The sequence below is a fragment of the Castellaniella hirudinis genome (assembly GCF_042651965.1).
Lineage (GTDB): Bacteria > Pseudomonadota > Gammaproteobacteria > Burkholderiales > Burkholderiaceae_B > Castellaniella > Castellaniella hirudinis.
This window is the reverse complement of sequence record NZ_JBHSDY010000005.1, coordinates 150,681-169,958: the sequence shown is the minus strand read 5'-3', so window position 1 is coordinate 169,958 and position 19,278 is coordinate 150,681. Positions and strand designations below refer to the sequence as shown.

Here is a 19,278-nt window from a genome sequence, read left to right as displayed (position 1 = left end):
GACCAGGCCCAGGCACCAGCGCATCAAACCGGACAGCGCACCGCCCGCCCCCCAAGGCCAGGGCGCCAGCCGCCGTTCCAGCAGGAACGGCAGATTGGCCATGACCAAGGCGCAGAGGATGACGATCCAGGCCGCTACCGTAAGGGACATGGCTCGATCAGAAAGCCAGCGACTGGCGGATGACGTCCACGCACAGGGACATCAGGCCGCCCGGCAGGATGCCCAGGCCGATCACCAGCAGGCCGTTGACGGACATCACGCCGCGCGTGACCAGCGTGCCGGCGCCCAGCGTGACGGTGTCCTCGGGCTCGTCGAAGTACGCCGTCTTGACCACGCGCAGGTAGTAGAAGGCGCCGATCAGCGAGCACATCACCGCGAACACGGCCAGCCAGACATGGCCGGCGCCGACCACGGCCTGCAGCACGACCAGCTTGGCGTAGAAGCCCGACAGCGGCGGGATGCCCGCCAGCGAGAACATGGACAGCAGCAGCACGCCGGCCAGCAGCGGGTTGCGGCGGTTCAGGCCCTTGAGGTCGGAGATTTCCTCGCACTCGAAGCCCTGGCGCGACAGCAGCAGGATCAGGCCGAAGGTGGACAGCGTGGTCAGCACATAGATGACCACATAGAACAGCGAGGAGCCGTAGGCTGCGGCGCTGGCGCCGGCCTGGCCCTCGTACACGCCCGACATCAGGCCCAGGAACACGAAGCCCATCTGGCCGATGGTCGAATACGCCAGCATGCGCTTGAAGTTGGTCTGGGCGATGGCGACGATGTTGCCGATGGCCAGCGACAACACGGCCAGGATCAGCAGCATCGGCTGCCAGTCCACCGCGATGCCGTGCAGGGCTTCGATCAGCAGCCGCAGCGTGATGACGAAGGCGGCGAACTTCGGCGCCGAGCCCACCAGCAGCGTCACCGTGGTCGGCGCGCCCTGGTAGACGTCGGGCGTCCACATGTGGAAAGGTGCAGCCGTCATCTTGAAGGCCAGACCCGAGACAATGAACACCACGCCGAACACCAGCGGCATGCGCTGGGCGCCGCCGTCGCGGATCACCTGGGCGATTTCGGCCAGACCCAGCTGGCCGGTGGCGCCGTAGATCATGGACATGCCGTACAGCAAAATGCCCGAGGCCAGGCAGCCCAGCACGTAGTATTTCATCGCGGCTTCGGTCGAGGCCAGATGATCGCGGCGCAGGGCCACCAGGCCGTACAGGGCGAAGGACATCAGCTCCACGCCCAGGTACACCGTCAGCATGCTGCCGGCCGAGATCATCACGAACACGCCCAGCAGGGTCAGCAGCGCCAGGGAATACATGTCGCCGCCGCGCACCACCATGTCGCGCTTTTCAGCGTAGGCACGGCCGTAGATCAGCGTCACGCCGACCGTGATGGCCGACAGGATCTTCAGGAAATGGCCCAGAGAGTCCGCCACGTACAGGCCGCTGAAGGTGCGGCCCTGCGTCGCCTCGCCCCACTGCCCCCAGGACACCAGGATGACGACCAGCAGCGTGCCCATGGTCAGCATGAAGGTCATGCGCCGGGAAGGTTCGTTGCCGAAGGCGTCGATCAGCAGCACGGCCCCGGTCAGCACCAGCAGAACGATCTCGGGAGTCGCCAGCGCGAAGTCGAAAAGATTTTGCATAGTGGTTCAGGCCTACAGTTTCGAGAGGGACACGTGCTGCAGCAAGGCTTGCACCGAGGGATGCATCAGGTCCGTGAAGGGCTTGGGATAGATGCCCATGAACAGCGTCAGGATGGCCAGCAGGCCCAGGATCAGGAACTCGCGGCTGCACAGGTCGGACATGCCGTCCACCTGCTCGTTGGCCACGGGGCCGAAGGCCACGCGCTTGACCATCCACAGCGAATACCCCGCGCCCCAGATCAGGGCCGAGGCGGCCAGCAGGCCGATCCAGAAGTTGTACTGCACCGCGCCCAGGATCACGGTGAATTCACCGATGAAACCGCTGGTGCCCGGCAGGCCCGCGTTGGCCATGGAGAACAGCACGAAATACGTGACGAAGCGCGGCATGCGGTGCACCACCCCGCCATAGGCGTCGATGCGGCGCGTGTGCAGGCGGTCGTACATGACGCCGATGCACATGAACATGGCGCCCGACACGAAGCCGTGCGAGATCATCTGGATGATGGCGCCTTCCATACCCGTGACGTTGAACACGAAAAAGCCCAGGGTCACGAAGCCCATGTGCGCCACGGACGAATACGCCACGAGTTTCTTCATGTCGTCCTGGACGATGGCGACCAGGCCGATGTAGATCACCGCGATCAGCGACAGCGCGATCATCAGGCCGGCCAGGCTGTGCGAGGCGTCCGGGGCGATCGGCAGCGAAAAGCGCAGGAAACCATAGGCGCCCAGCTTCAGCATGATGGCCGCCAGCACGATGGAGCCGCCCGTGGGCGCCTCGACGTGGGCGTCCGGCAGCCAGGTGTGCACCGGCCACATCGGCACCTTGACCGCAAAGGCGGCCAGCAGCGCCACGAAGATGAAGATCTGCTCGGTCTTGTCCAGGGGCAGCTTGTGCCAGGTCGCCACATCAAAGGACCCGCCCGAGGCGTGCCACAGGTAGATGAAGGCGATCAGGGTCAGCAGCGAGCCCATCAGCGTGTAGAGGAAGAACTTGAACGCCGCGTACACCCGGTTCGGACCGCCCCAGGCGCCGATGATGATGTACATCGGGATCAGGGTGGCCTCGAAGAACACGTAGAACAACATGCCGTCCAGGGCGCAGAATACCCCGATCATCAGGCCCGACAGGATCAGGAACGCGGCCATGTACTGGGCCACGCGCGACTTGATGATTTCCCAGCCGGCCAGCACCACGATGATGGTGATGAAGGCCGTCAGCAGCACGAACCACACCGAGATGCCGTCGATCCCCAGGTGGTAATTGAGGTTGAAGGCCTCGATCCAGGGCTTGTTCTCGACGAACTGCATCTCGGCCGTGTCCGGGTTGAAGCCGGTGTACAGGGGAATGGTCACCAGCAGCCCGACGATGGAGCCGACCAGCGACAGCACCCGGGCCGGACCCGGATTGTCGTCCCGGCCGATCAGCAGCACCAGCAGCCCGAAGAAGATCGGGACGAAGATCGAGAGGGTCAGCCAGGGGAGTGTAGAGGACGCCATTTCGCTAGCCATCAGTGAACCATCAAGACGAAGAAAGTGAGAAACACCATGATGCCGATGATCATGGCGAAGGCGTAGTGATAGATGTAGCCGGACTGCATCAGGCGGGCCGTGGCGGACACCGCCCCCACCAGCCGCGCGCTGCCGTTGACGACCAGACCGTCGATGATGCCGCGGTCGCCGCCTTGCCACAGGCCGCGCCCCAGGGCGCGGGCAAAGCGGGCGATGACGTTCTCATTGAACCAGTCGAAGTAGTACTTGTTGTCCAGCAGGCGATAGACCGGCGCCAGGCTGCGCGCGAACGCGGCCGGCACGGACGGATTCACCAGCCAGCAGTACCAGGCGACCACGAAGCCGGCCAGCAGCAGCAGGAACGGCACCGAGGTGAAGCCGTGCAGCGCGAAGGCCACCCAGCCGTGCCACTCGTGGGCCAGTTCGGCCATGGCCGGATGATGCGACGCAATCGTGATGCTCTTGGCGAAATAGCCGTTGAACAGCAGCGGGTCGATGAACCAGACACCGGCCACCACCGACATCACCGCCAGCAGCACCAGCGGCAGCGTCACCACCCAGGGCGACTCCTTGGGCAGGCCGCCGCCGTGATGGTCGTCGTGACCGTGATCGTGGCCGTGCGCATGCGTGTCATGGCCGTGCGCGTCGTGACCGGCCAGGGTGCGGCCTTCGTCATGATGGACGTGCGCCGGACCGTGCTTGAGGTCGAAACGTTCCTTGCCGTGGAAGACCAGGAAGTACAGGCGGAAGGAATACAGCGAGGTCACGAACACGCCGCACAGCGTCGCGTAGTAGGCGAAGTTCGCCCCCCAGATGCCGGCAGCGCCCGCAGCCTCGATGATGTGTTCCTTGGAATAGAAGCCCGAGAAGAACGGCGTGCCCACCAGGGCCAGCGTGCCGATCAGCATGGTGATCCAGGTGATCGGCATGTATTTGCGCAGGCCGCCCATGTGGCGCATGTCCTGATCGTGGTGCATGCCCAGGATGACCGAGCCCGCGCCCAGGAACAGCAGCGCCTTGAAGAACGCGTGCGTCATCAGGTGGAAAATCGCCACCGGGTAGGCCGAGGCGCCCAGCGCCACCGTCATATAGCCCAGCTGCGACAGCGTGGAATACGCCACCACGCGCTTGATGTCGTTCTGCACCACCCCGAGGATGCCCAGGAACAGCGCGCCAAAAGCGCCGATCACGATGATGACCGACAGCGCCGTGGGCGACATCTCGAACACGGGCGAGAAGCGCGCCACCATAAAGATGCCGGCCGTCACCATGGTGGCGGCGTGGATCAGGGCGGAAATCGGCGTCGGGCCTTCCATGGAGTCCGGCAGCCAGACGTGCAGCGGGGCCTGGGCGGACTTGCCCATGGCGCCCACGAACAGGCACAGGCAGGCCACGGTCAGCAGATGCCATTCGGTGCCCGGGAACAGCAGGCCGGACAGCTTGTCGACCTGGGCGAAAACTTCGGCGTAGTTCAGGCTGCCGGTATAGGCGTACAGCAGGCCGATCCCCAGCACGAAGCCGAAGTCGCCCACGCGGTTCACCAGAAAGGCCTTCATGTTGGCGAACACCGCCGACGGACGGCCGTAGTAAAAGCCGATCAGCAGGTAGGACACCAGGCCCACGGCTTCCCAGCCGAAGAACAGCTGCAGCATATTGTTCGCCATCACCAGCATCAGCATGGAGAAGGTGAACAGGGAAATGTACGAGAAGAAACGCTGGTAGCCCGGATCGTCGGACATGTAGCCGATGGTGTAGATGTGCACCATCAGCGACACCGAGGTCACCACCACCATCATCAGCGCCGTCAGCGGATCGATCAGGAAACCGATCTCGAACTTGACCGAACCGATCATGGACCAGGTGTAGACCGTGCCTTCGAAGGTCTGGCCGTCCAGCACCTGCTGCAGCACCAGCAGCGAGCCGGCGAAGGACACCGCCACCCCCAGGATGGTCAGCAGATGCGAGCCGCGGCGCCCCAGCCACGAGCCGAGAAAGCCCGTGCCGAAGAAGCCGGCGATCACGGCAGTGACCAGCGGCGCCAGGGCGATCAGGAGATACAGATTCTGTGCGGACATGGCGTGACTACCCCTTCAGCGAGTCGAGCTTGTCGACGTTGATGGTGCTGAGATTGCGAAACAGCAGCACCAGGATGGCCAGCCCGATGGCGGCTTCGGCAGCGGCCACGGTCAGCACGAAGAACACGAAAATCTGTCCGGCGGGATCGCCCGATCCGATGGAGAAGGCGACGAAGTTCATATTGGCTGCCAGCAGGATCAGTTCGATCGACATCAGCAGCACGATCAGGTTGCGGCGGTTCAGGAAAAAGCCGAACACCCCCACGGCGAACAGGATCGCCCCGATGATCAGGTAATGGCTCAGGCCTATCGTCATCATTTTTCGGCTCCTTCGGATTGCGCGTCGGCCGTCTCGACCTGCGCGGGCATGCTCACCAGACGCACCCGGTCGGCGGCGCGCACACGCACCTGCTTGCTCGGGTTGGTGCGCTTGTAGTCGGCGCGCTTGCGCATGGTCAGGGCGATGGCGCAGATCATGCCCACCAGCAGGATCACCCCGCCGATTTCGACGGCGTAGGTGTACTGGGTGTACATCGCGGTGCCCAGGGCCAGGGTATTGTCGAAATCATCGGCCGGGGTCGGCAGCGCCGGGGCGTTGCCCCAGGAACGCATCACCACGAAGGCCATTTCCAGCACCATGATCCCGCCGATGGTCAGGCCCAGCGGCAGGTAGACCTTCAGGCCTTGCTTCAGGCCCTCGGTGCGCATGTCGAGCATCATGACGACGAACAGGAACAGCACCATCACGGCGCCGACGTAGACGATCACCAGCACCAGCGCCAGGAATTCGGCCTGGAGCAGCATCCACATCATGGACGCGGTGAAGAAGGTCAGGATCAGATGCAGCACCCCGGTCACGGGGCTGGTGGCCGTGATGACGCGGAACGCCGCCACGACCAGCACGATGGCCAGCAGGTAGAACAGAACGGTATCGAAACTCATGGTCGGTGTTCCCGGCATCAACGATAAGGCGCGTCGGCGGCGCGGCGGGCCGCGATTTCCGACTCGTAGCGGTCGCCCACGGCCAGCAACATGTCCTTGGTGTAGTACAGGTCGCCGCGCTTTTCACCGTGGTATTCGTGCAGGTGCGTCTCCACGATGGCGTCCGTGGGACAGGCTTCTTCGCAGAAGCCGCAGAAGATGCACTTGGCCAGATCGATGTCGTAGCGCGTGGTGCGGCGCGTGCCGTCCTCGCGCTGGTGCGACTCGATCGTGATGGCCAGGGCCGGGCAGACCGCTTCGCACAGCTTGCAGGCGATGCAGCGCTCTTCGCCGTTGGCGTAGCGACGCTGCGCGTGCAGACCGCGGAACCGCGGCGAGGCCGGCGTCTTTTCCACCGGATAGCGCAGCGTGATCTTGCGCTTGAAGAAGTATTTGCCCGTCAGGCGCATGCCTTCGAGCATTTCCTTCAGCATCAGGCTGCCGAAGAAATCCTTGATCGCTTCCATCTCGTACCCCTTACTGCCAGATGTTCCAGGGCGTCTGCATCCAGATCGCCACCACCACCAGCCAGATCCCCGTCAGGGGGATGAAGACCTTCCAGCCCAGACGCATGATCTGGTCGTAGCGGTAGCGCGGGAACGTCGCGCGGAACCAGATGAACATGGACACCACCACGAAGGTCTTGATCCCCAGCCACAGCCAACCCGGCACCCAGGTGAAGGGTGCGAAGTCCAGCGGCGCGGCCCAGCCGCCCAGGAACATGATCGACGCCATCGCCGACAGCAGAATCATGTTGGCGTATTCGCCCAGGAAGAACAGCGCGAAGCCCATGCCGGAATATTCCACCATGTGGCCGGCCACGATTTCCGATTCGCCTTCCACCACGTCGAAGGGGTGGCGGTTGGTTTCCGCCACCGAAGATACGACGTAGATCACGAACAGCGGCAGCAGCGGCAGCCAGTTCCAGGACAGGAAGCTGAGGCCCATGCCGGCGAAGTAGCCGACGGTCTGGCCCTCGACGATGCCCGACAGGTTCAGCGTGCCGGAGACCAGCAGCACCGTGACCATGACGAAGCCGATGCCCAGTTCGTAGGACACCATCTGCGCCGAGGCGCGCAGCGCGCCCAGCAGCGCGTATTTCGAGTTCGACGCCCAGCCGGCCATGATGACGCCGTAGACCTCGACCGACGTGATGGCCAGGATGAACAGCAGGCCGGCGTTGACGTCCGCCAGGACGACTTCCGGCTGGAACGGAATCACCGCCCAGGCGGCCAGCGCCGGCATCAGCGTGACCACCGGGGCCAGCACGTACAGGACGCGGTTGGCCTGCGACGGCACGATCAGTTCTTTGGTCAGCAGCTTGAACACGTCGGCGAAAGGCTGCAGCAGGCCCCGGTAGCCCACGCGGGTGGGTCCCAGGCGCACGTGCATGGCGCCGATCATCTTGCGTTCCCAGTACGTCAGGTAAGCCACGCACAGAATGATGGGCACGGCGATGACGACGATCTTCACCAGCGTCCAGACCACCAGCCAGGGGGTCTCGCCGATCAGGCCGGCGCCGAAGGCGTTGAGGGTATTCAGCCAGTCCATTAGCGACGCTCCACCTGGATTGCGCCCGAGCCCATGCCCAAGGCGGCGGTCTGTTCAAAGGCCCCGGCGATGCGCACGGCCCCGTCGGCCACCGTGTCATCCAGGGCGGCTTCCAGTTCGACCGAGCCGTGGGCCGTGGACACGCGCACGGCGTCCCCGGCCGACAGGCCCTGCAATTGCAGCGTGGCGGCGTTCATCGCCGCACGCGGCGGCGCGGAATTGATGTGTTCCTGCAGCGGCTGCGACCGGCGCACCAGCGCGTCGGTGCGGTAGATGGGCAGTTCGGCCACACGTTCCAGACCGGCGGCCGCGGCGATCGCGGCCGGCGCCAGACGGATCTCGTTGGACAGGCGGCCGTCCAGGCCTCCGACCATCACCGTGTCGCGCACCGATTCGGAGGTCTCGTCGTCGAAACCCTGCAGATCCATCAGGTTGCCCAGCACGCGCAGCACCTTCCAGGCCGGGCGGGTGTCGCCCACCGGGGCGGCCACGCCCTTGAAGCTCTGCACGCGGCCTTCGGCGTTGACGAAGGTGCCGGAGGTTTCGGTGAAGGGCGCGATCGGCAGCATCACGTCGGCCCAGTCCTCGGCCGCCGAGCGGAAGGCCGTGAAGGCCACCGCCATGGCCGAACCCTGCAGCGCGCGCACGGCGCGCTCGCCCAGTTCACTGTCCAGGCGCGGTTCGGCGTGCAGCACCAGATAGGCCTTGAGGGGCTCGCCGCCCAGCATGCGCCGGGCGTCCAGGCCGCCCTCGGCCGGCACCGCGCCCGCCAGGTAGCCGCCCACCGTGTTGCCGCCGGGGGTCAGGAAACCGAAGCGCCCGCCCGCCAGCGCGGCGATGGCCTGGGCATTGGCGGCCAGTTGCGCAGCCTGATCGTCGGCCAGGGCCAGATTGCCCATCAGCACCGCCACCCGCTCGCCCGAGGCGAGGCTGGCGGCGATGGCGCGCGCGGACTCGCCCGGCTGCACGCCGGACAGGCCCTCGGGGACAGGCTGGGATTTGAGTTCAGCCAGGGCCACGGCGATTTCGGCCAGGGCCGGCGCCAGGGCGGACGGCTTGACCGTCAGGCGGCCGGCGACCGGCACCAGCGGATCGGCAGCCACACTGTCCACCAGGGACAGTTGCATGCCGCGCTTGGCCGCCTGGCGCAGGCGCTGCGCCAGCAGCGGATGATCCTTGCGCAGGATGGAACCCACCACCAGGGTGCGGTCGAGCGTATTCAGGTCGGCAATCGGCAGGCCCAGCCAGGGCGCGCCCGAACGCACGGCGTCAAACGCCGCGCCGTCGCCGCGCAGGCGGAAGTCGATATTGTCCGAACCCAGGGCGCGCGTCAGGCGCGCCAGCAGGGCGAGTTCTTCGAGCGTGGACGTTTCGGTGGCCAGCGCGCCGATCTGGGCGCCGCCGCCGTCCTCACGCACCTGCTTCAGGCCGGTGACCACGGACTGCAGCGCGTCGGACCAGGAGGCCTCGTGCCACTGGCCGTCGCAGCCGCGCACCATCGGGTGCTGCAGGCGGTCTTCGGAATACAGGCCGGCGTAGGAGAAGCGGTCGCGGTCGCTGATCCAGCATTCGTTGACCGGCTCGTTTTCAAACGGCACCACGCGCAGCACGCGGTCCATCTTGGTCTGCACCACCAGGTTGGCGCCCACGCTGTCGTGCGGGCTGACCGAACGGCGGCGCGCCAGTTCCCAGGTGCGGGCGTTCATGCTGAAGGGCTTGGACAGCAGTGCGCCGACCGGGCAGACGTCGATCATATTGCCCGACAGTTCGGATTCCACGGCCTCGCCCACAAAGGTGGTGATTTCGGAGAATTCACCCCGGTTCAGCATGCCGAGTTCCATGTAGCCGCTGATTTCCTGGCCCACGCGCACGCAGCGGGTGCAGTGGATGCAGCGCTGCATCTGTTCGGCCGAGATCAAGGGGCCCATGGGCTTGTGGAACACCACGCGCTTGGGTTCTTTGTAGCGCGAGGCCGATTCGCCGTAGCCCACGGCCAGATCCTGGAGCTGGCACTCGCCGCCCTGGTCGCAGACCGGGCAATCCAGCGGGTGGTTGATCAGCAGGAATTCCATGACCGCGCGCTGGGCGTCGATGGCCTTGGGCGAGCGGGTGTGCACCACCATGCCGTTGGTGACCGGCGTCGCACAGGCCGGCAGGGCCTTGGGGGCCTTTTCGACTTCGACCAGGCACATCCGGCAGTTGGCGGCGATGCTGAGTTTCTTGTGATAGCAGAAATGGGGGATGTACAGGCCCGCCTCGTGGGCAGCCTGAATCAGCATGCTGCCTTCTGCGGCTTCGACCTTAAGTCCGTCGATGGTGAGTTCTACCATGGCGTGTCCTGACCCTACAGATACTTGGCAACCACGCAGTCCTTATGGTCCACGTGGTGCACGAATTCGTCGCGGAAATGCTTGATGAAGCTGCGCACGGGCATGGCGGCCGCATCGGCCAGGGCGCAAATCGTGCGCCCCATCATGTTGTGCGCCACGGAGTCCAGGGTGTCGATGTCTTCCATCGTGCCCTGGCCGTTTTCCATGCGGTGCATCATGCGGTACAGCCAGCCCGTGCCCTCGCGGCAGGGCGTGCATTGACCGCAGGATTCCTCGAAGTAGAAATACGACAGACGCATCAGCGACTTGACCATGCAGCGGGTCTCGTCCATGACGATGACCGCGCCCGAACCCAGCATGGAGCCGGCCTTGGCGATGGAGTCATAGTCCATATTGGTCTGCATCATGATGTCGGCCGGCAGCACCGGGGCCGAAGAGCCCCCGGGAATCACGGCCTTCAGCTTGCGCCCGCCGCGCATCCCGCCCGCCAGTTCCAGCAGCGTGGCAAACGGCGTGCCCAGCGGGATTTCGTAGTTGCCGGGGCGCTCGACGTCGCCCGAGATCGAGAAGATCTTGGTGCCGCCCGCCTTTTCGATGCCCAGTTCGGCGTAGGCCTGGGAGCCCATGCGGATCACCCAGGGCACGGCCGCGAAGGTTTCCGTGTTGTTGATCGTGGTGGGCTTGCCGTACAGGCCGAAGCTGGCCGGGAACGGCGGCTTGAAGCGCGGCTGGCCCTTTTTGCCTTCGAGGGATTCCAGCAGCGCGGTTTCTTCGCCGCAGATGTAGGCGCCGAAGCCGTGGTGCGAGTGCAACTGGAAGCTGAAGCCCGAACCCAGGATGTCGTCGCCCAGGAAGCCGGCCTCGCGGGCTTCTTCCAGGGCCTGCTCGAAGCGCTGGTGGATCTGGAAAATTTCGCCGTGGATGTAGTTGTAGCCCACCGACGCGCCCATCGCGAAACCGCCGATGATCATGCCTTCGATCACGGCGTGCGGGTTGTAGCGCAGGATGTCGCGGTCCTTGAAGGTCCCGGGCTCGCCCTCGTCCGAGTTGCAGACCACGTATTTCTGGCCGGGGATGTTGCGCGGCATGAAGGACCACTTCAGGCCCGTCGGGAAGCCCGCGCCGCCTCGGCCGCGCAGGTTCGACGCCTTCAGTTCGGCGATCACGTCGTCGGCCGTCATGCCCGACAGGACTTTTTTCAGGGCTTCGTAGCCGCCGCGCGCCATGTAGTCGCGGATGCCCCAGTTGTGCCCGTCCAGATCGGCCAGGATCTGCGGCTGGATGTGGCGGCCGTGGAAGATCATGCTGCGGGCGGGATCACCGCCCAGATCGGGCGCGAACGCGTCCGTGGAGAATTTCTGCAGTACGTCCTGGGCGCTCATGCGGATTCCTTCAGTTCACCGATCAAGGCGTCGATCTTGGCCGGCTGCATGCGGCAGCACATGTGCGTGCCGTTGGCCAGCATCACGGGCGCGTCACCGCAGGCGCCCATGCACTCACCCTCGACCAGGGTGAACAGGCCGTCCGGCGTGGTCTCGTGAAAATCGATGCCCAGCGTGCGCTTGAGGTGCTCGGCGGCCTCGGTGCCGCCCTGGAGCGCACAGGGCAGATTGGTGCAGATGGACAGCGTGAAGCGGCCCACCGGCTTGGTGTTGTACATATTGTAGAAAGTGGCGACTTCCTGGACCGCGACCGGCGGCATGCCCAGGTAGGCGGCCACGTCGCGGATCACGTCCGGCGACACCCAGCCTTGTTCGCCCTGGGCGATCGTCAGCGCCGCCATCACGGCGGACTGCTTCTGGTCCGCCGGGTATTTGGCGATTTCCCGGTCGATGTGCCGGTAGGCTTGTTCGGAAAGCAACATAATCAGATTCCCTGTGATGTCCGCGCGGCTAGCGATCGATCTCGCCGAACACGATGTCCTGGGTCCCGATGATGGTGACCACGTCGGCGATCATGTGGCCCTTGGACATTTCTTCCAGCGAGTGCAGGTGGGCAAAGCCCGGCGCACGGATCTTCAGGCGGTAGGGCTTGTTGGCCCCGTCGGACACCAGATAGATGCCGAACTCGCCCTTGGGGTGTTCGACGGCGGCGTAGGCCTCGCCCTCGGGGACGTGCATGCCCTCGGTAAACAGCTTGAAGTGGTGGATCAGGTCTTCCATGCCCGTCTTCATCTTCTCGCGCGCGGGCGGGGCGACCTTGTGGTTGCCGGTGATGACGGGACCGGGGTTGTTGCGCAGCCATTCCACACACTGGCGGATGATGCGGTTGGATTCGCGCATTTCCGCGATGCGGCACAGATAACGGTCGTAGCAGTCGCCGTTCTTGCCCACGGGAATGTCGAAATCCACGCGATCGTAGACTTCGTAGGGCTGGTGCTTGCGCAGGTCCCATTCGATGCCGGAGCCGCGCAGCATCGGGCCGGTAAAGCCCAGCGCCAGCGCGCGTTCCGGCGACACGATACCGACGTCCACCAGGCGCTGCTTCCAGATGCGGTTGTCCGTCAGCAGGACCTCGTATTCGTCCACACAGGCCGGGAAGCGGTTGGTGAAGTCTTCGATGAAGTCCAGCAGCGAACCCGAACGCGCCTCGTTCATGGCGCGCACTTCCTTGTCGGAACGGTACTTGGAGCCCTTGAACTGCGGCATCGTGTCGGGCAGATCGCGGTACACGCCGCCCGGACGATAGTAGGCCGCATGCATGCGCGCGCCCGAGACCGCCTCGTAGCAGTCCATCAGGTCTTCGCGTTCGCGGAAAGCGTACAGGAACACCGCCATGGCGCCCACGTCCAGCGCGTGCGAACCCAGCGACATCAGGTGATTCAGGACGCGCGTGATCTCGTCGAACATGACGCGGATGTACTGCGCGCGCAGCGGGATTTCGATGCCCAGCAGCTTTTCCACCGCCATGCAGTAGGCGTGCTCGTTGCTCATCATGGACACGTAGTCCAGACGATCCATATAGGGCAGCGTCTGCAGGAAGGTGCGGGTTTCCGCCAGTTTTTCAGTAGCGCGGTGCAGCAGGCCGATGTGCGGGTCGGCGCGCTGGACGACTTCGCCGTCCAGTTCGAGCACCAGGCGCAGCACCCCGTGCGCGGCCGGGTGCTGCGGGCCGAAGTTCAGGTTGTAGTTCTGGATTTCTGCCATGTCAGTACCGTTCTATGCCGTAGTGGTCTTCGCGCACGATGCGCGGGGTGACCTCGCGCGGCTCGATCGTGACGGGTTGGTAGACGACGCGCTTCTGTTCGGGGTCGTAGCGCATTTCCACGTGCCCGGAAATCGGGAAGTCCTTGCGGAACGGGTGGCCGATGAAGCCGTAGTCCGTCAGAATGCGGCGCAGGTCGGGGTGGCCTTCGAAGACGACGCCGTACAGGTCGAAGGCTTCGCGCTCGTACCAGTTGACCGAGGGCCAGATGTCCACCAGCGAAGCGACCACCGGGAACGCGTCGTCGGTCGCGTACACCCGCACCCGCAGGCGCCAGTTGTGCGTCACCGACAGCAGGTGGATCACCACGGCGAAACGCTGGGGATGCGCGTCGCCGGCGGCGTACGTGGGCGCCTTCCAGGCGGAATAATCGACCCCGCAGAGGTCGACGCAGGATTCGAAGCGCAGGCTGGCGTGGTCGCGCAGCACGCGGCAGGTTTCCACCCAGGCGTCCGCGGGCACGCGCAGCGTCAGTTCGCCGCGATCTTCGGTCAGTTCAGCCGAGGCCCCCAGGACCGCGCGCAGGTTCGTGTCTAAAGTCTGTAGCCGTGTCATATCGTGTGCATCAACGGTTGGACGGCGCCTTAGCGGGCGATGGTGTTGGTCAGGCGGATCTTGTTCTGCATCTGCAGCAGGCCGTAGACCAGGGCCTCGGCCGTCGGCGGACAGCCCGGCACGTAGACGTCCACCGGCACGATGCGGTCACAGCCGCGCACCACAGAATAGGAATAGTGGTAGTAACCGCCGCCGTTGGCACAGGAACCCATGGAAACCACCCAGCGGGGTTCGGGCATCTGGTCGTAGACCTTGCGCAGGGCCGGAGCCATCTTGTTGCACAGCGTGCCGGCCACGATCATCAGGTCGGACTGACGCGGGCTGGGACGGAAAATAATGCCGAACTGGTCCAGGTCGTAGCGCGCCGCGCCGGCATGCATCATCTCGACCGCGCAACAGGCCAGGCCGAACGTCATGGGCCACAGCGAGCCCGTCTTTGCCCAGTTCAGGAACTTGTCCGCACTGGTGGTGATGAAACCTTTGTCCATGACACCTTCGATAGCCATATGAACCCCCGTTTATTCCCAGTCCAGCGCGCCGCGCCGCCACTCGTAGATGAAGCCGACCGTCAGCACGCCGAGGAAGATGGCGACCGTCCAGAAACCGACCATGCCCACCGCGCCATTGGCCATGGCCCAGGGGAACAGGAAAGCGATTTCCAGGTCGAACATGATGAACAGGATGGCCACCAGGTAGTAGCGCACGTCGAACTTCATGCGCGAATCACCGAAGGTCTCGAAGCCGCACTCGTAGGCCGAGAGCTTTTCGGGATCCGGCACGTTCCGGCCCAGCAGGCGGCCCGCGCCCAGCAGGGCCGCGCCGATCAGCGTGGCGACGATGATGAAAAGCAGCACGGGAAAGTACTGTGCCAGATTCATGGATGGCCCCTGTTCCAAAAGATCAAACCACGGGATTGTAGCATTTCGACAAGCTCAAACGCCGGGAAAACCCGCAGTGGAAACATATTCGAGATCAAGAATTCAGCAGATCACGAGAAGCCTTTCAAGCACCTGAAAAGACGCATCCCACCGGAAGGCGGGATGGGGCGGCAAGACGGCGATACGACCCGCAGGGGCGTCAGTCGCGGAAGACGTCTTCCAGGGTGGTCGCGTCCAGGATGTTCAGGGACCAGGTTTCGAGGTCTGCGGATTGGGCTGACGACCACCCGACGGCTGCCTCGGCTCTTATGAATGCTTGCGCCGCATGGCGCCCGCCCCCTGCATGACGTCTGTTTCCAGCACCATGCGCACGTAGCGGGTGTAGGGAATGCCCCTGGCTTTCGCGCGAGCCTTGACTGCGTCGAGCAGCGCGACGGGCAAACGCATGTTCAGCGACGCGGATTTAGGTTCGATCTCGAAGTGCACGGGCTTGAACTGCGACAGGTCGTACTCCGTCAAGTCCGCGTTGGCGACAAAGTCCTCTGCCTCCTCATCGCTGCGCAGTGTGGGAATGGGTTTCAACTTGGCGTTCATAGTGTGCAATCTCTTTTTGATGCATGTAGCGAGCGCTGATTGGACGAATCTTCAACTGCTCGCCGACCGCCCGAAGCAAAACACCAGAAAAACGTATCGTCCGGCCCACGTTCTGCCGATCGCCCGCTGGCGCGGCTCATCAGGAAACGGGTCCGACATACAAGCCGGCGCCCCAGACATGACTTGCTCTATTTCCGTTTGGGACACGCCGTGCTTGCCACATTTCGGCCAGTTGCCGGCATCCCAGTCAAAGCCTGCGATCTTCATTTCAGCTTACGCCTTTGTGTAGACAAAAGCAAAACAAACCCGGTATGGGTCAGAAGCTTCATGATGACCGGACCACCAGATCACGGCCAGATCACAAAACTACGATTGGTTAAAAACGTCCCGTTTTCTCCGTTCGCCACAAAAACTGCTGGATCTCATCGTGCGCAAGGGACTGAAAGCCATGTGCTGAACACCGCAGGCCCAGGTGCAAAAAAGCCTGCTGCACCTTAAGCACAGCAGGCTTTCGGGCCCGGCACTGCAAGCTGATGCTGCAGCCCGACGCGGCAATGAGCATGTTCAAGAAGGATGCAGCGCGGTGTTATCGAGGACGACCTGGCCGTCGAGCTCGGCTTGCTTGAGTTGAGCCAGCACTTGGGCGCGGCTCAGGGACGGGCCGGTGTTCTGCAATTGAGGATAGTCGGGTTGCTGGTCCTCGGTGACCAGACCCTGGGACTGCGCCACGCGCAGTTCATGCACGACTTCCGCCCGGGTCTGGGTGCTGGGGGTCACGATGTCCGGATAATTGCCCTGATCGGCTTGCGCGATACCCGCAGAGGCAAGGCCCAGGGACAGGATGGCGATAGAGGCAGCGGTCACAGTTTTCATGATGATTTCCTTCACATTCAAGTGCATGTGAAAGCAGGACCTCACGGGCCATCTGCGGGTGAATCACGTCCTGCCCCACTGGAAACACTCTACGCTTGCGCTGCGCTGCAATAAACAACACAGAGGAAAATTCAGTGTCCATTTTTGTCGATCTTTTGTCGCGCATGACCCAAGAAAGCCACCCGAAGGCGGCTTTCTTGCTGCCGGGGGCCGAAGCCCCCGTCATTCGGGACGGCCCGGCGGACCGGGCCTCACGCGGCATGGGGGGTTCCATGCGCAGTGATCAGAACTTGTGATTCAGGCCGACACCGGCTTCCTTCACCTTCACGCCGTCGACATAGCCGACACCCGTTCCATAGCTGCCGTAGGCGTACACCGAGGTACGCTTGGACAGGGGGTACTTGTAGTTCACGTGATAGATGTTCTGGGCCTTGGCCTTGTCGCCCCACTTGTCGCTGTCGTCCAGATTGGACGAAGATCGCGACCAGGACGCCACCAGGGTGCCCGCGCCGACCGGCGCCGACAGGCCCACGTAGTAGTTGCTGGACTTGAAGTCCTTGCCCAACGAATAGGTGCCGATCAGCTTTTCGTACAGGTCTTTCGCTTCGTTGGCCCAGCCCAGCTTGCCATAGCGGTCCTGGCCATAGGCCAGGTGCAGCTTGACCACCTCGAAGTCGTAGGCGCCGGCGATGGCCCAGTTGGTGATCGCGTTGTCCAGCGAGCTGCTGGCGCGGTCATAACTGGCGGCGACAAAGAGAGGACCGCTCTCGTATTTCAAGGCGGTCGACAGGTGATTGCTGCGATCCGACTTGCTCGCACCGTTGATGCGGGTGACGGTCGTGTCGGGGTTGCCGTAGGCAATCCCGGCCTTGAAGCCTGACAGACTGGGGGTGACGTACTTGAACGAGTTGTCCATGCGGGTGCTTGAACCCTGCGCCCCAAAGGCCCGATCCATGTCACCGAAGCTCACCCCTTCATTCACATCATGGGTGAATCCGTTATAGCCCAGGTTGTACTGGCGGCCCATCGTGAAGGCCCCCCCAGCTATCACTGGTCAGACCGACAAACGTCTGGCGCGCAAAGCCGCTGTGCTTGCTGCCCGACCCTTCGCCCAGATTGGCGTTGGCTTCCAGCTGGAAGACGGCGCGCAGGCCGTCGCCCAGGTCTTCAGAACCCTTCAGGCCCCAGCGGCTGCCGTTAAAGATACCATCGCGCAAACCCGAACTGGTGTTCGAGCCCTGCACATTATTCCTGTCGTACTTGACCTGGCTATAGCCGTAGCCGGTGTCCAGGATGCCATAAAGCGTGACGGACGTTTCCGCTTGGGCCACGCCGGCAAAGCCGACACACAGCGCCGCAGCGAGGAGCGTCTTTTTCATGAGAGAGATCTCCGTAAGTTGAATGAATCAGGACAGCCCGTCGACGAAAAGCGTGGCTGCCCCCGGCCGCGCCGCAACGAGACGTTGCTGCCGGAACCGGTACGGAGTCTGACATTCGAATATGACCGTTATAGGACTACATCCTGATAAACGCCCATTAAATTTATTGACCGTTTTGCCGCGGCCGGATGACGGCAAGGGATCGTGCGCCACAAATGCAAAAACCACCCCGGAGGGTGGTTTTTGCATCGAGGACCGAAGCCCCCGCCGTTCGTGACGGCCCGGCAAGCCGGGCCGCATCGCAAGCGTGGACAAGCCACGCGAGACGATTAGAACTTGTGGTTGATACCCACGCCGGCTTCGGTACCCTTCAGGTCCTTGACGTAGCCAACGTTCTTCATGTACGAAGCGTACGTGTAGAGGCTGGTGCGCTTGGACAGGGGGTACACGTAGTTGACCTGGTAGGCGCTGATGTTGCCAGCCTCGTCACCCCAGGCATTCGCGTCGTCCAGGTTGGAGGTGGAGTAGTTCCAGCCAGCGTACAGGGTGCCGCCACCGATCGGGGCGCTCAGACCCACGTGGTAGTTGTTGGACTTGAAGCTGTAGTTGGCGGTATCGAGCGAGCCGTTGCCCATGCCTTCAGCAATCGTGCTCAGGGATTCAGCACCGCCATTCCAGCCGATCTTGCCGTGGCGATCCTGACCGTAGCCCAGACCCAGCTTCACGACTTCAAAGTCGTAGGCAGCGCTGATCTGCCAGTTGGTCAGAGCAGACGGCGAACCATTGGTCGTGGTCTTGGTTCCTTCGATCTTGCCCGTGGCAGGATTCAGAGCGTACGGAGCTCCCGTGGTGGAGGTAGCGCCAGTCACGCTCTGACGGTCGTAGCTAGCACCAACGCTGATCGGGCCGTTGACATACGAAGCGCCCAGAGACACGCGGGTACCGCGATCAGACAACGACTTGTCGCCGTCACGAGTGACCCAGGTGCTGCCATCAGTACCAGTGCCATACAGGGCGATGACCTTGAAGCCGGCCATATCGGGCGTCACATACTTGAAGGAGTTGTTGACGCGGGTGCCGCCACCCAGGCCAACAGAACCGAAGACCTTATCGGCATCACCCAGGTTCACACCGTTCGGACCCATGAAGGTTTCCGTGCCGGCGGAGTACTGGCGACCCATCGTGAAGGTACCCCAGCTGTCGCTGGACAGACCGACGAAGGATTGACGGTTGAAGCCGCTCTGAGCAGCACCGCCCTCACCACCCAGGTTGACGTGGGCTTCGACTTGGAAGATGGCGCGCAGGCCGTCACCCAGGTCTTCAGCACCCTTCAGACCCCAACGGCTGCCGTTGAAGGTACCGTCGCGCAGGCCCGAGGAACGAGCGCGGACGTCGGCGCCGTTGTGATCGTACTTGAAGTTCTGGTAGCCGTAGCCGGTATCCAGGATGCCGTACAGCGTCACGGACGTTTCCGCTTGAGCAACGCCAGCGGTGGCAAAGCCGGCCAGCAGAGCAGCAGCGAGCAGAGTCTTTTTCATGTAAGAAATCTCCGTAGATTTGTGTGAATCAGAGCAGGCCAACAACAACCTGTGCTGCTGCTCTTCCAACTCCGCGATGGGAAGTTGTAGGTATTGCATCAAAAATCCGGGATGAACGCTATGTTGAGCGGGACAAAACCGCCAGTTTCCCGGGAAGTCGTTGCAT

19 protein-coding genes are annotated in these 19,278 nt (G+C 63.5%); all 19 read right to left on the bottom strand.

The window, feature by feature from the left end:
* Positions 1-157: 157 nt before the first annotated feature.
* The 19 genes from nuoN to ACFO0J_RS08930 all read right to left on the bottom strand — a co-directional run bounded on the left by nuoN (position 158) and on the right by ACFO0J_RS08930 (position 19,112).
* Positions 158-1,642 (bottom strand): NADH-quinone oxidoreductase subunit NuoN, encoded by a 1,485-nt coding sequence (gene nuoN / locus ACFO0J_RS09020; RefSeq protein WP_376812731.1) that lies wholly within the window; start codon positions 1,640-1,642, stop codon positions 158-160.
* A 12-nt stretch (positions 1,643-1,654) separates the two neighbouring features.
* Complete coding sequence (locus ACFO0J_RS09015; RefSeq protein WP_376812990.1) at positions 1,655-3,157, bottom strand: NADH-quinone oxidoreductase subunit M; 1,503 nt, start codon at positions 3,155-3,157, stop codon at positions 1,655-1,657.
* Entirely contained in the window at positions 3,154-5,229 is a 2,076-nt protein-coding gene (gene nuoL, locus ACFO0J_RS09010) for an NADH-quinone oxidoreductase subunit L (RefSeq protein ID WP_376812730.1), read from the bottom strand. The genes ACFO0J_RS09015 and nuoL overlap by 4 nt, the downstream gene beginning before the upstream one ends.
* 7 nt (positions 5,230-5,236) lie before the next feature.
* Complete coding sequence (gene nuoK / locus ACFO0J_RS09005; protein WP_376812989.1) at positions 5,237-5,545, bottom strand: NADH-quinone oxidoreductase subunit NuoK; 309 nt, start codon at positions 5,543-5,545, stop codon at positions 5,237-5,239.
* Entirely contained in the window at positions 5,545-6,171 is a 627-nt protein-coding gene (locus tag ACFO0J_RS09000; protein WP_376812729.1) for an NADH-quinone oxidoreductase subunit J, read from the bottom strand. The genes nuoK and ACFO0J_RS09000 overlap by 1 nt, the downstream gene beginning before the upstream one ends.
* Positions 6,172-6,188: 17 nt before the next feature.
* Complete coding sequence (nuoI, locus tag ACFO0J_RS08995; RefSeq protein WP_376812728.1) at positions 6,189-6,677, bottom strand: NADH-quinone oxidoreductase subunit NuoI; 489 nt, start codon at positions 6,675-6,677, stop codon at positions 6,189-6,191.
* 10 nt (positions 6,678-6,687) lie between these two features.
* Complete coding sequence (gene nuoH / locus ACFO0J_RS08990) at positions 6,688-7,761, bottom strand: NADH-quinone oxidoreductase subunit NuoH (protein WP_376812727.1); 1,074 nt, start codon at positions 7,759-7,761, stop codon at positions 6,688-6,690.
* A complete protein-coding gene (nuoG, locus tag ACFO0J_RS08985; protein ID WP_376812726.1) occupies positions 7,761-10,091 on the bottom strand; it encodes an NADH-quinone oxidoreductase subunit NuoG in 2,331 nt (776 codons plus the stop codon). Before nuoG ends, nuoH begins: the two co-directional genes overlap by 1 nt.
* Before the next feature lie 14 nt (positions 10,092-10,105).
* Positions 10,106-11,395: an NADH-quinone oxidoreductase subunit NuoF gene (gene nuoF, locus ACFO0J_RS08980; protein WP_376812988.1), complete on the bottom strand. Its 1,290-nt coding sequence runs from the start codon at positions 11,393-11,395 to the stop codon at positions 10,106-10,108.
* 74 nt (positions 11,396-11,469) lie between these two features.
* The gene (nuoE, locus tag ACFO0J_RS08975) at positions 11,470-11,952 is read right to left on the bottom strand and encodes an NADH-quinone oxidoreductase subunit NuoE (protein ID WP_376812987.1); all 483 of its coding nucleotides are present in this window, start codon (positions 11,950-11,952) and stop codon (positions 11,470-11,472) included.
* Positions 11,953-11,983: 31 nt separating this feature from the next.
* Entirely contained in the window at positions 11,984-13,237 is a 1,254-nt protein-coding gene (locus ACFO0J_RS08970; protein ID WP_376812725.1) for an NADH-quinone oxidoreductase subunit D, read from the bottom strand.
* A gap of 1 nt (position 13,238) precedes the next feature.
* Positions 13,239-13,850 (bottom strand): NADH-quinone oxidoreductase subunit C, encoded by a 612-nt coding sequence (locus ACFO0J_RS08965; RefSeq protein ID WP_376812724.1) that lies wholly within the window; start codon positions 13,848-13,850, stop codon positions 13,239-13,241.
* Positions 13,851-13,879: 29 nt separating this feature from the next.
* Entirely contained in the window at positions 13,880-14,356 is a 477-nt protein-coding gene (locus tag ACFO0J_RS08960) for a NuoB/complex I 20 kDa subunit family protein (RefSeq protein ID WP_043680684.1), read from the bottom strand.
* A 12-nt stretch (positions 14,357-14,368) separates the two neighbouring features.
* A complete protein-coding gene (locus tag ACFO0J_RS08955) occupies positions 14,369-14,728 on the bottom strand; it encodes an NADH-quinone oxidoreductase subunit A (RefSeq protein WP_376812723.1) in 360 nt (119 codons plus the stop codon).
* A 306-nt stretch (positions 14,729-15,034) separates the two neighbouring features.
* The gene (locus ACFO0J_RS08950) at positions 15,035-15,322 is read right to left on the bottom strand and encodes a BrnA antitoxin family protein (protein ID WP_376812722.1); all 288 of its coding nucleotides are present in this window, start codon (positions 15,320-15,322) and stop codon (positions 15,035-15,037) included.
* Positions 15,323-15,886: 564 nt separating this feature from the next.
* Positions 15,887-16,195 carry a DUF4148 domain-containing protein gene (locus tag ACFO0J_RS08945; protein WP_376812721.1) on the bottom strand — a complete coding sequence of 103 codons (309 nt, stop codon included), beginning with the start codon at positions 16,193-16,195 and terminating at the stop codon, positions 15,887-15,889.
* 283 nt (positions 16,196-16,478) lie between these two features.
* A complete protein-coding gene (locus tag ACFO0J_RS08940; protein WP_376812720.1) occupies positions 16,479-17,222 on the bottom strand; it encodes a porin in 744 nt (247 codons plus the stop codon).
* Entirely contained in the window at positions 17,194-17,574 is a 381-nt protein-coding gene (locus ACFO0J_RS08935) for a porin (RefSeq protein ID WP_376812719.1), read from the bottom strand. The genes ACFO0J_RS08940 and ACFO0J_RS08935 overlap by 29 nt, the downstream gene beginning before the upstream one ends.
* Before the next feature lie 329 nt (positions 17,575-17,903).
* Complete coding sequence (locus ACFO0J_RS08930; RefSeq protein ID WP_376812718.1) at positions 17,904-19,112, bottom strand: porin; 1,209 nt, start codon at positions 19,110-19,112, stop codon at positions 17,904-17,906.
* Between the last annotated feature and the right edge of the window lie 166 nt (positions 19,113-19,278).

Excerpts from the sequence above, each read along its gene's own strand:
- nuoN (WP_376812731.1), bottom strand. The coding sequence starts at position 1,642 with ATGCAAAATCTTTTCGACTTCGCGCTGGCGACTCCCGAGATCGTTCTG.
- nuoL (WP_376812730.1), bottom strand. The coding sequence starts at position 5,229 with ATGTCCGCACAGAATCTGTATCTCCTGATCGCCCTGGCGCCGCTGGTC.
- nuoK (WP_376812989.1), bottom strand. The coding sequence starts at position 5,545 with ATGACGATAGGCCTGAGCCATTACCTGATCATCGGGGCGATCCTGTTC.
- ACFO0J_RS09000 (WP_376812729.1), bottom strand. The coding sequence starts at position 6,171 with ATGAGTTTCGATACCGTTCTGTTCTACCTGCTGGCCATCGTGCTGGTC.
- nuoI (WP_376812728.1), bottom strand. The coding sequence starts at position 6,677 with ATGGAAGCGATCAAGGATTTCTTCGGCAGCCTGATGCTGAAGGAAATG.
- nuoH (WP_376812727.1), bottom strand. The coding sequence starts at position 7,761 with ATGGACTGGCTGAATACCCTCAACGCCTTCGGCGCCGGCCTGATCGGC.
- nuoG (WP_376812726.1), bottom strand. The coding sequence starts at position 10,091 with ATGGTAGAACTCACCATCGACGGACTTAAGGTCGAAGCCGCAGAAGGC.
- nuoF (WP_376812988.1), bottom strand. The coding sequence starts at position 11,395 with ATGATCTTCCACGGCCGCCACATCCAGCCGCAGATCCTGGCCGATCTG.
- ACFO0J_RS08970 (WP_376812725.1), bottom strand. The coding sequence starts at position 13,237 with ATGGCAGAAATCCAGAACTACAACCTGAACTTCGGCCCGCAGCACCCG.
- ACFO0J_RS08965 (WP_376812724.1), bottom strand. The coding sequence starts at position 13,850 with ATGACACGGCTACAGACTTTAGACACGAACCTGCGCGCGGTCCTGGGG.
- ACFO0J_RS08960 (WP_043680684.1), bottom strand. The coding sequence starts at position 14,356 with ATGGCTATCGAAGGTGTCATGGACAAAGGTTTCATCACCACCAGTGCG.
- ACFO0J_RS08955 (WP_376812723.1), bottom strand. The coding sequence starts at position 14,728 with ATGAATCTGGCACAGTACTTTCCCGTGCTGCTTTTCATCATCGTCGCC.
- ACFO0J_RS08950 (WP_376812722.1), bottom strand. The coding sequence starts at position 15,322 with ATGAACGCCAAGTTGAAACCCATTCCCACACTGCGCAGCGATGAGGAG.
- ACFO0J_RS08945 (WP_376812721.1), bottom strand. The coding sequence starts at position 16,195 with ATGAAAACTGTGACCGCTGCCTCTATCGCCATCCTGTCCCTGGGCCTT.
- ACFO0J_RS08940 (WP_376812720.1), bottom strand. The coding sequence starts at position 17,222 with ATGGGCCGCCAGTACAACCTGGGCTATAACGGATTCACCCATGATGTG.
- ACFO0J_RS08935 (WP_376812719.1), bottom strand. The coding sequence starts at position 17,574 with ATGAAAAAGACGCTCCTCGCTGCGGCGCTGTGTGTCGGCTTTGCCGGC.
- ACFO0J_RS08930 (WP_376812718.1), bottom strand. The coding sequence starts at position 19,112 with ATGAAAAAGACTCTGCTCGCTGCTGCTCTGCTGGCCGGCTTTGCCACC.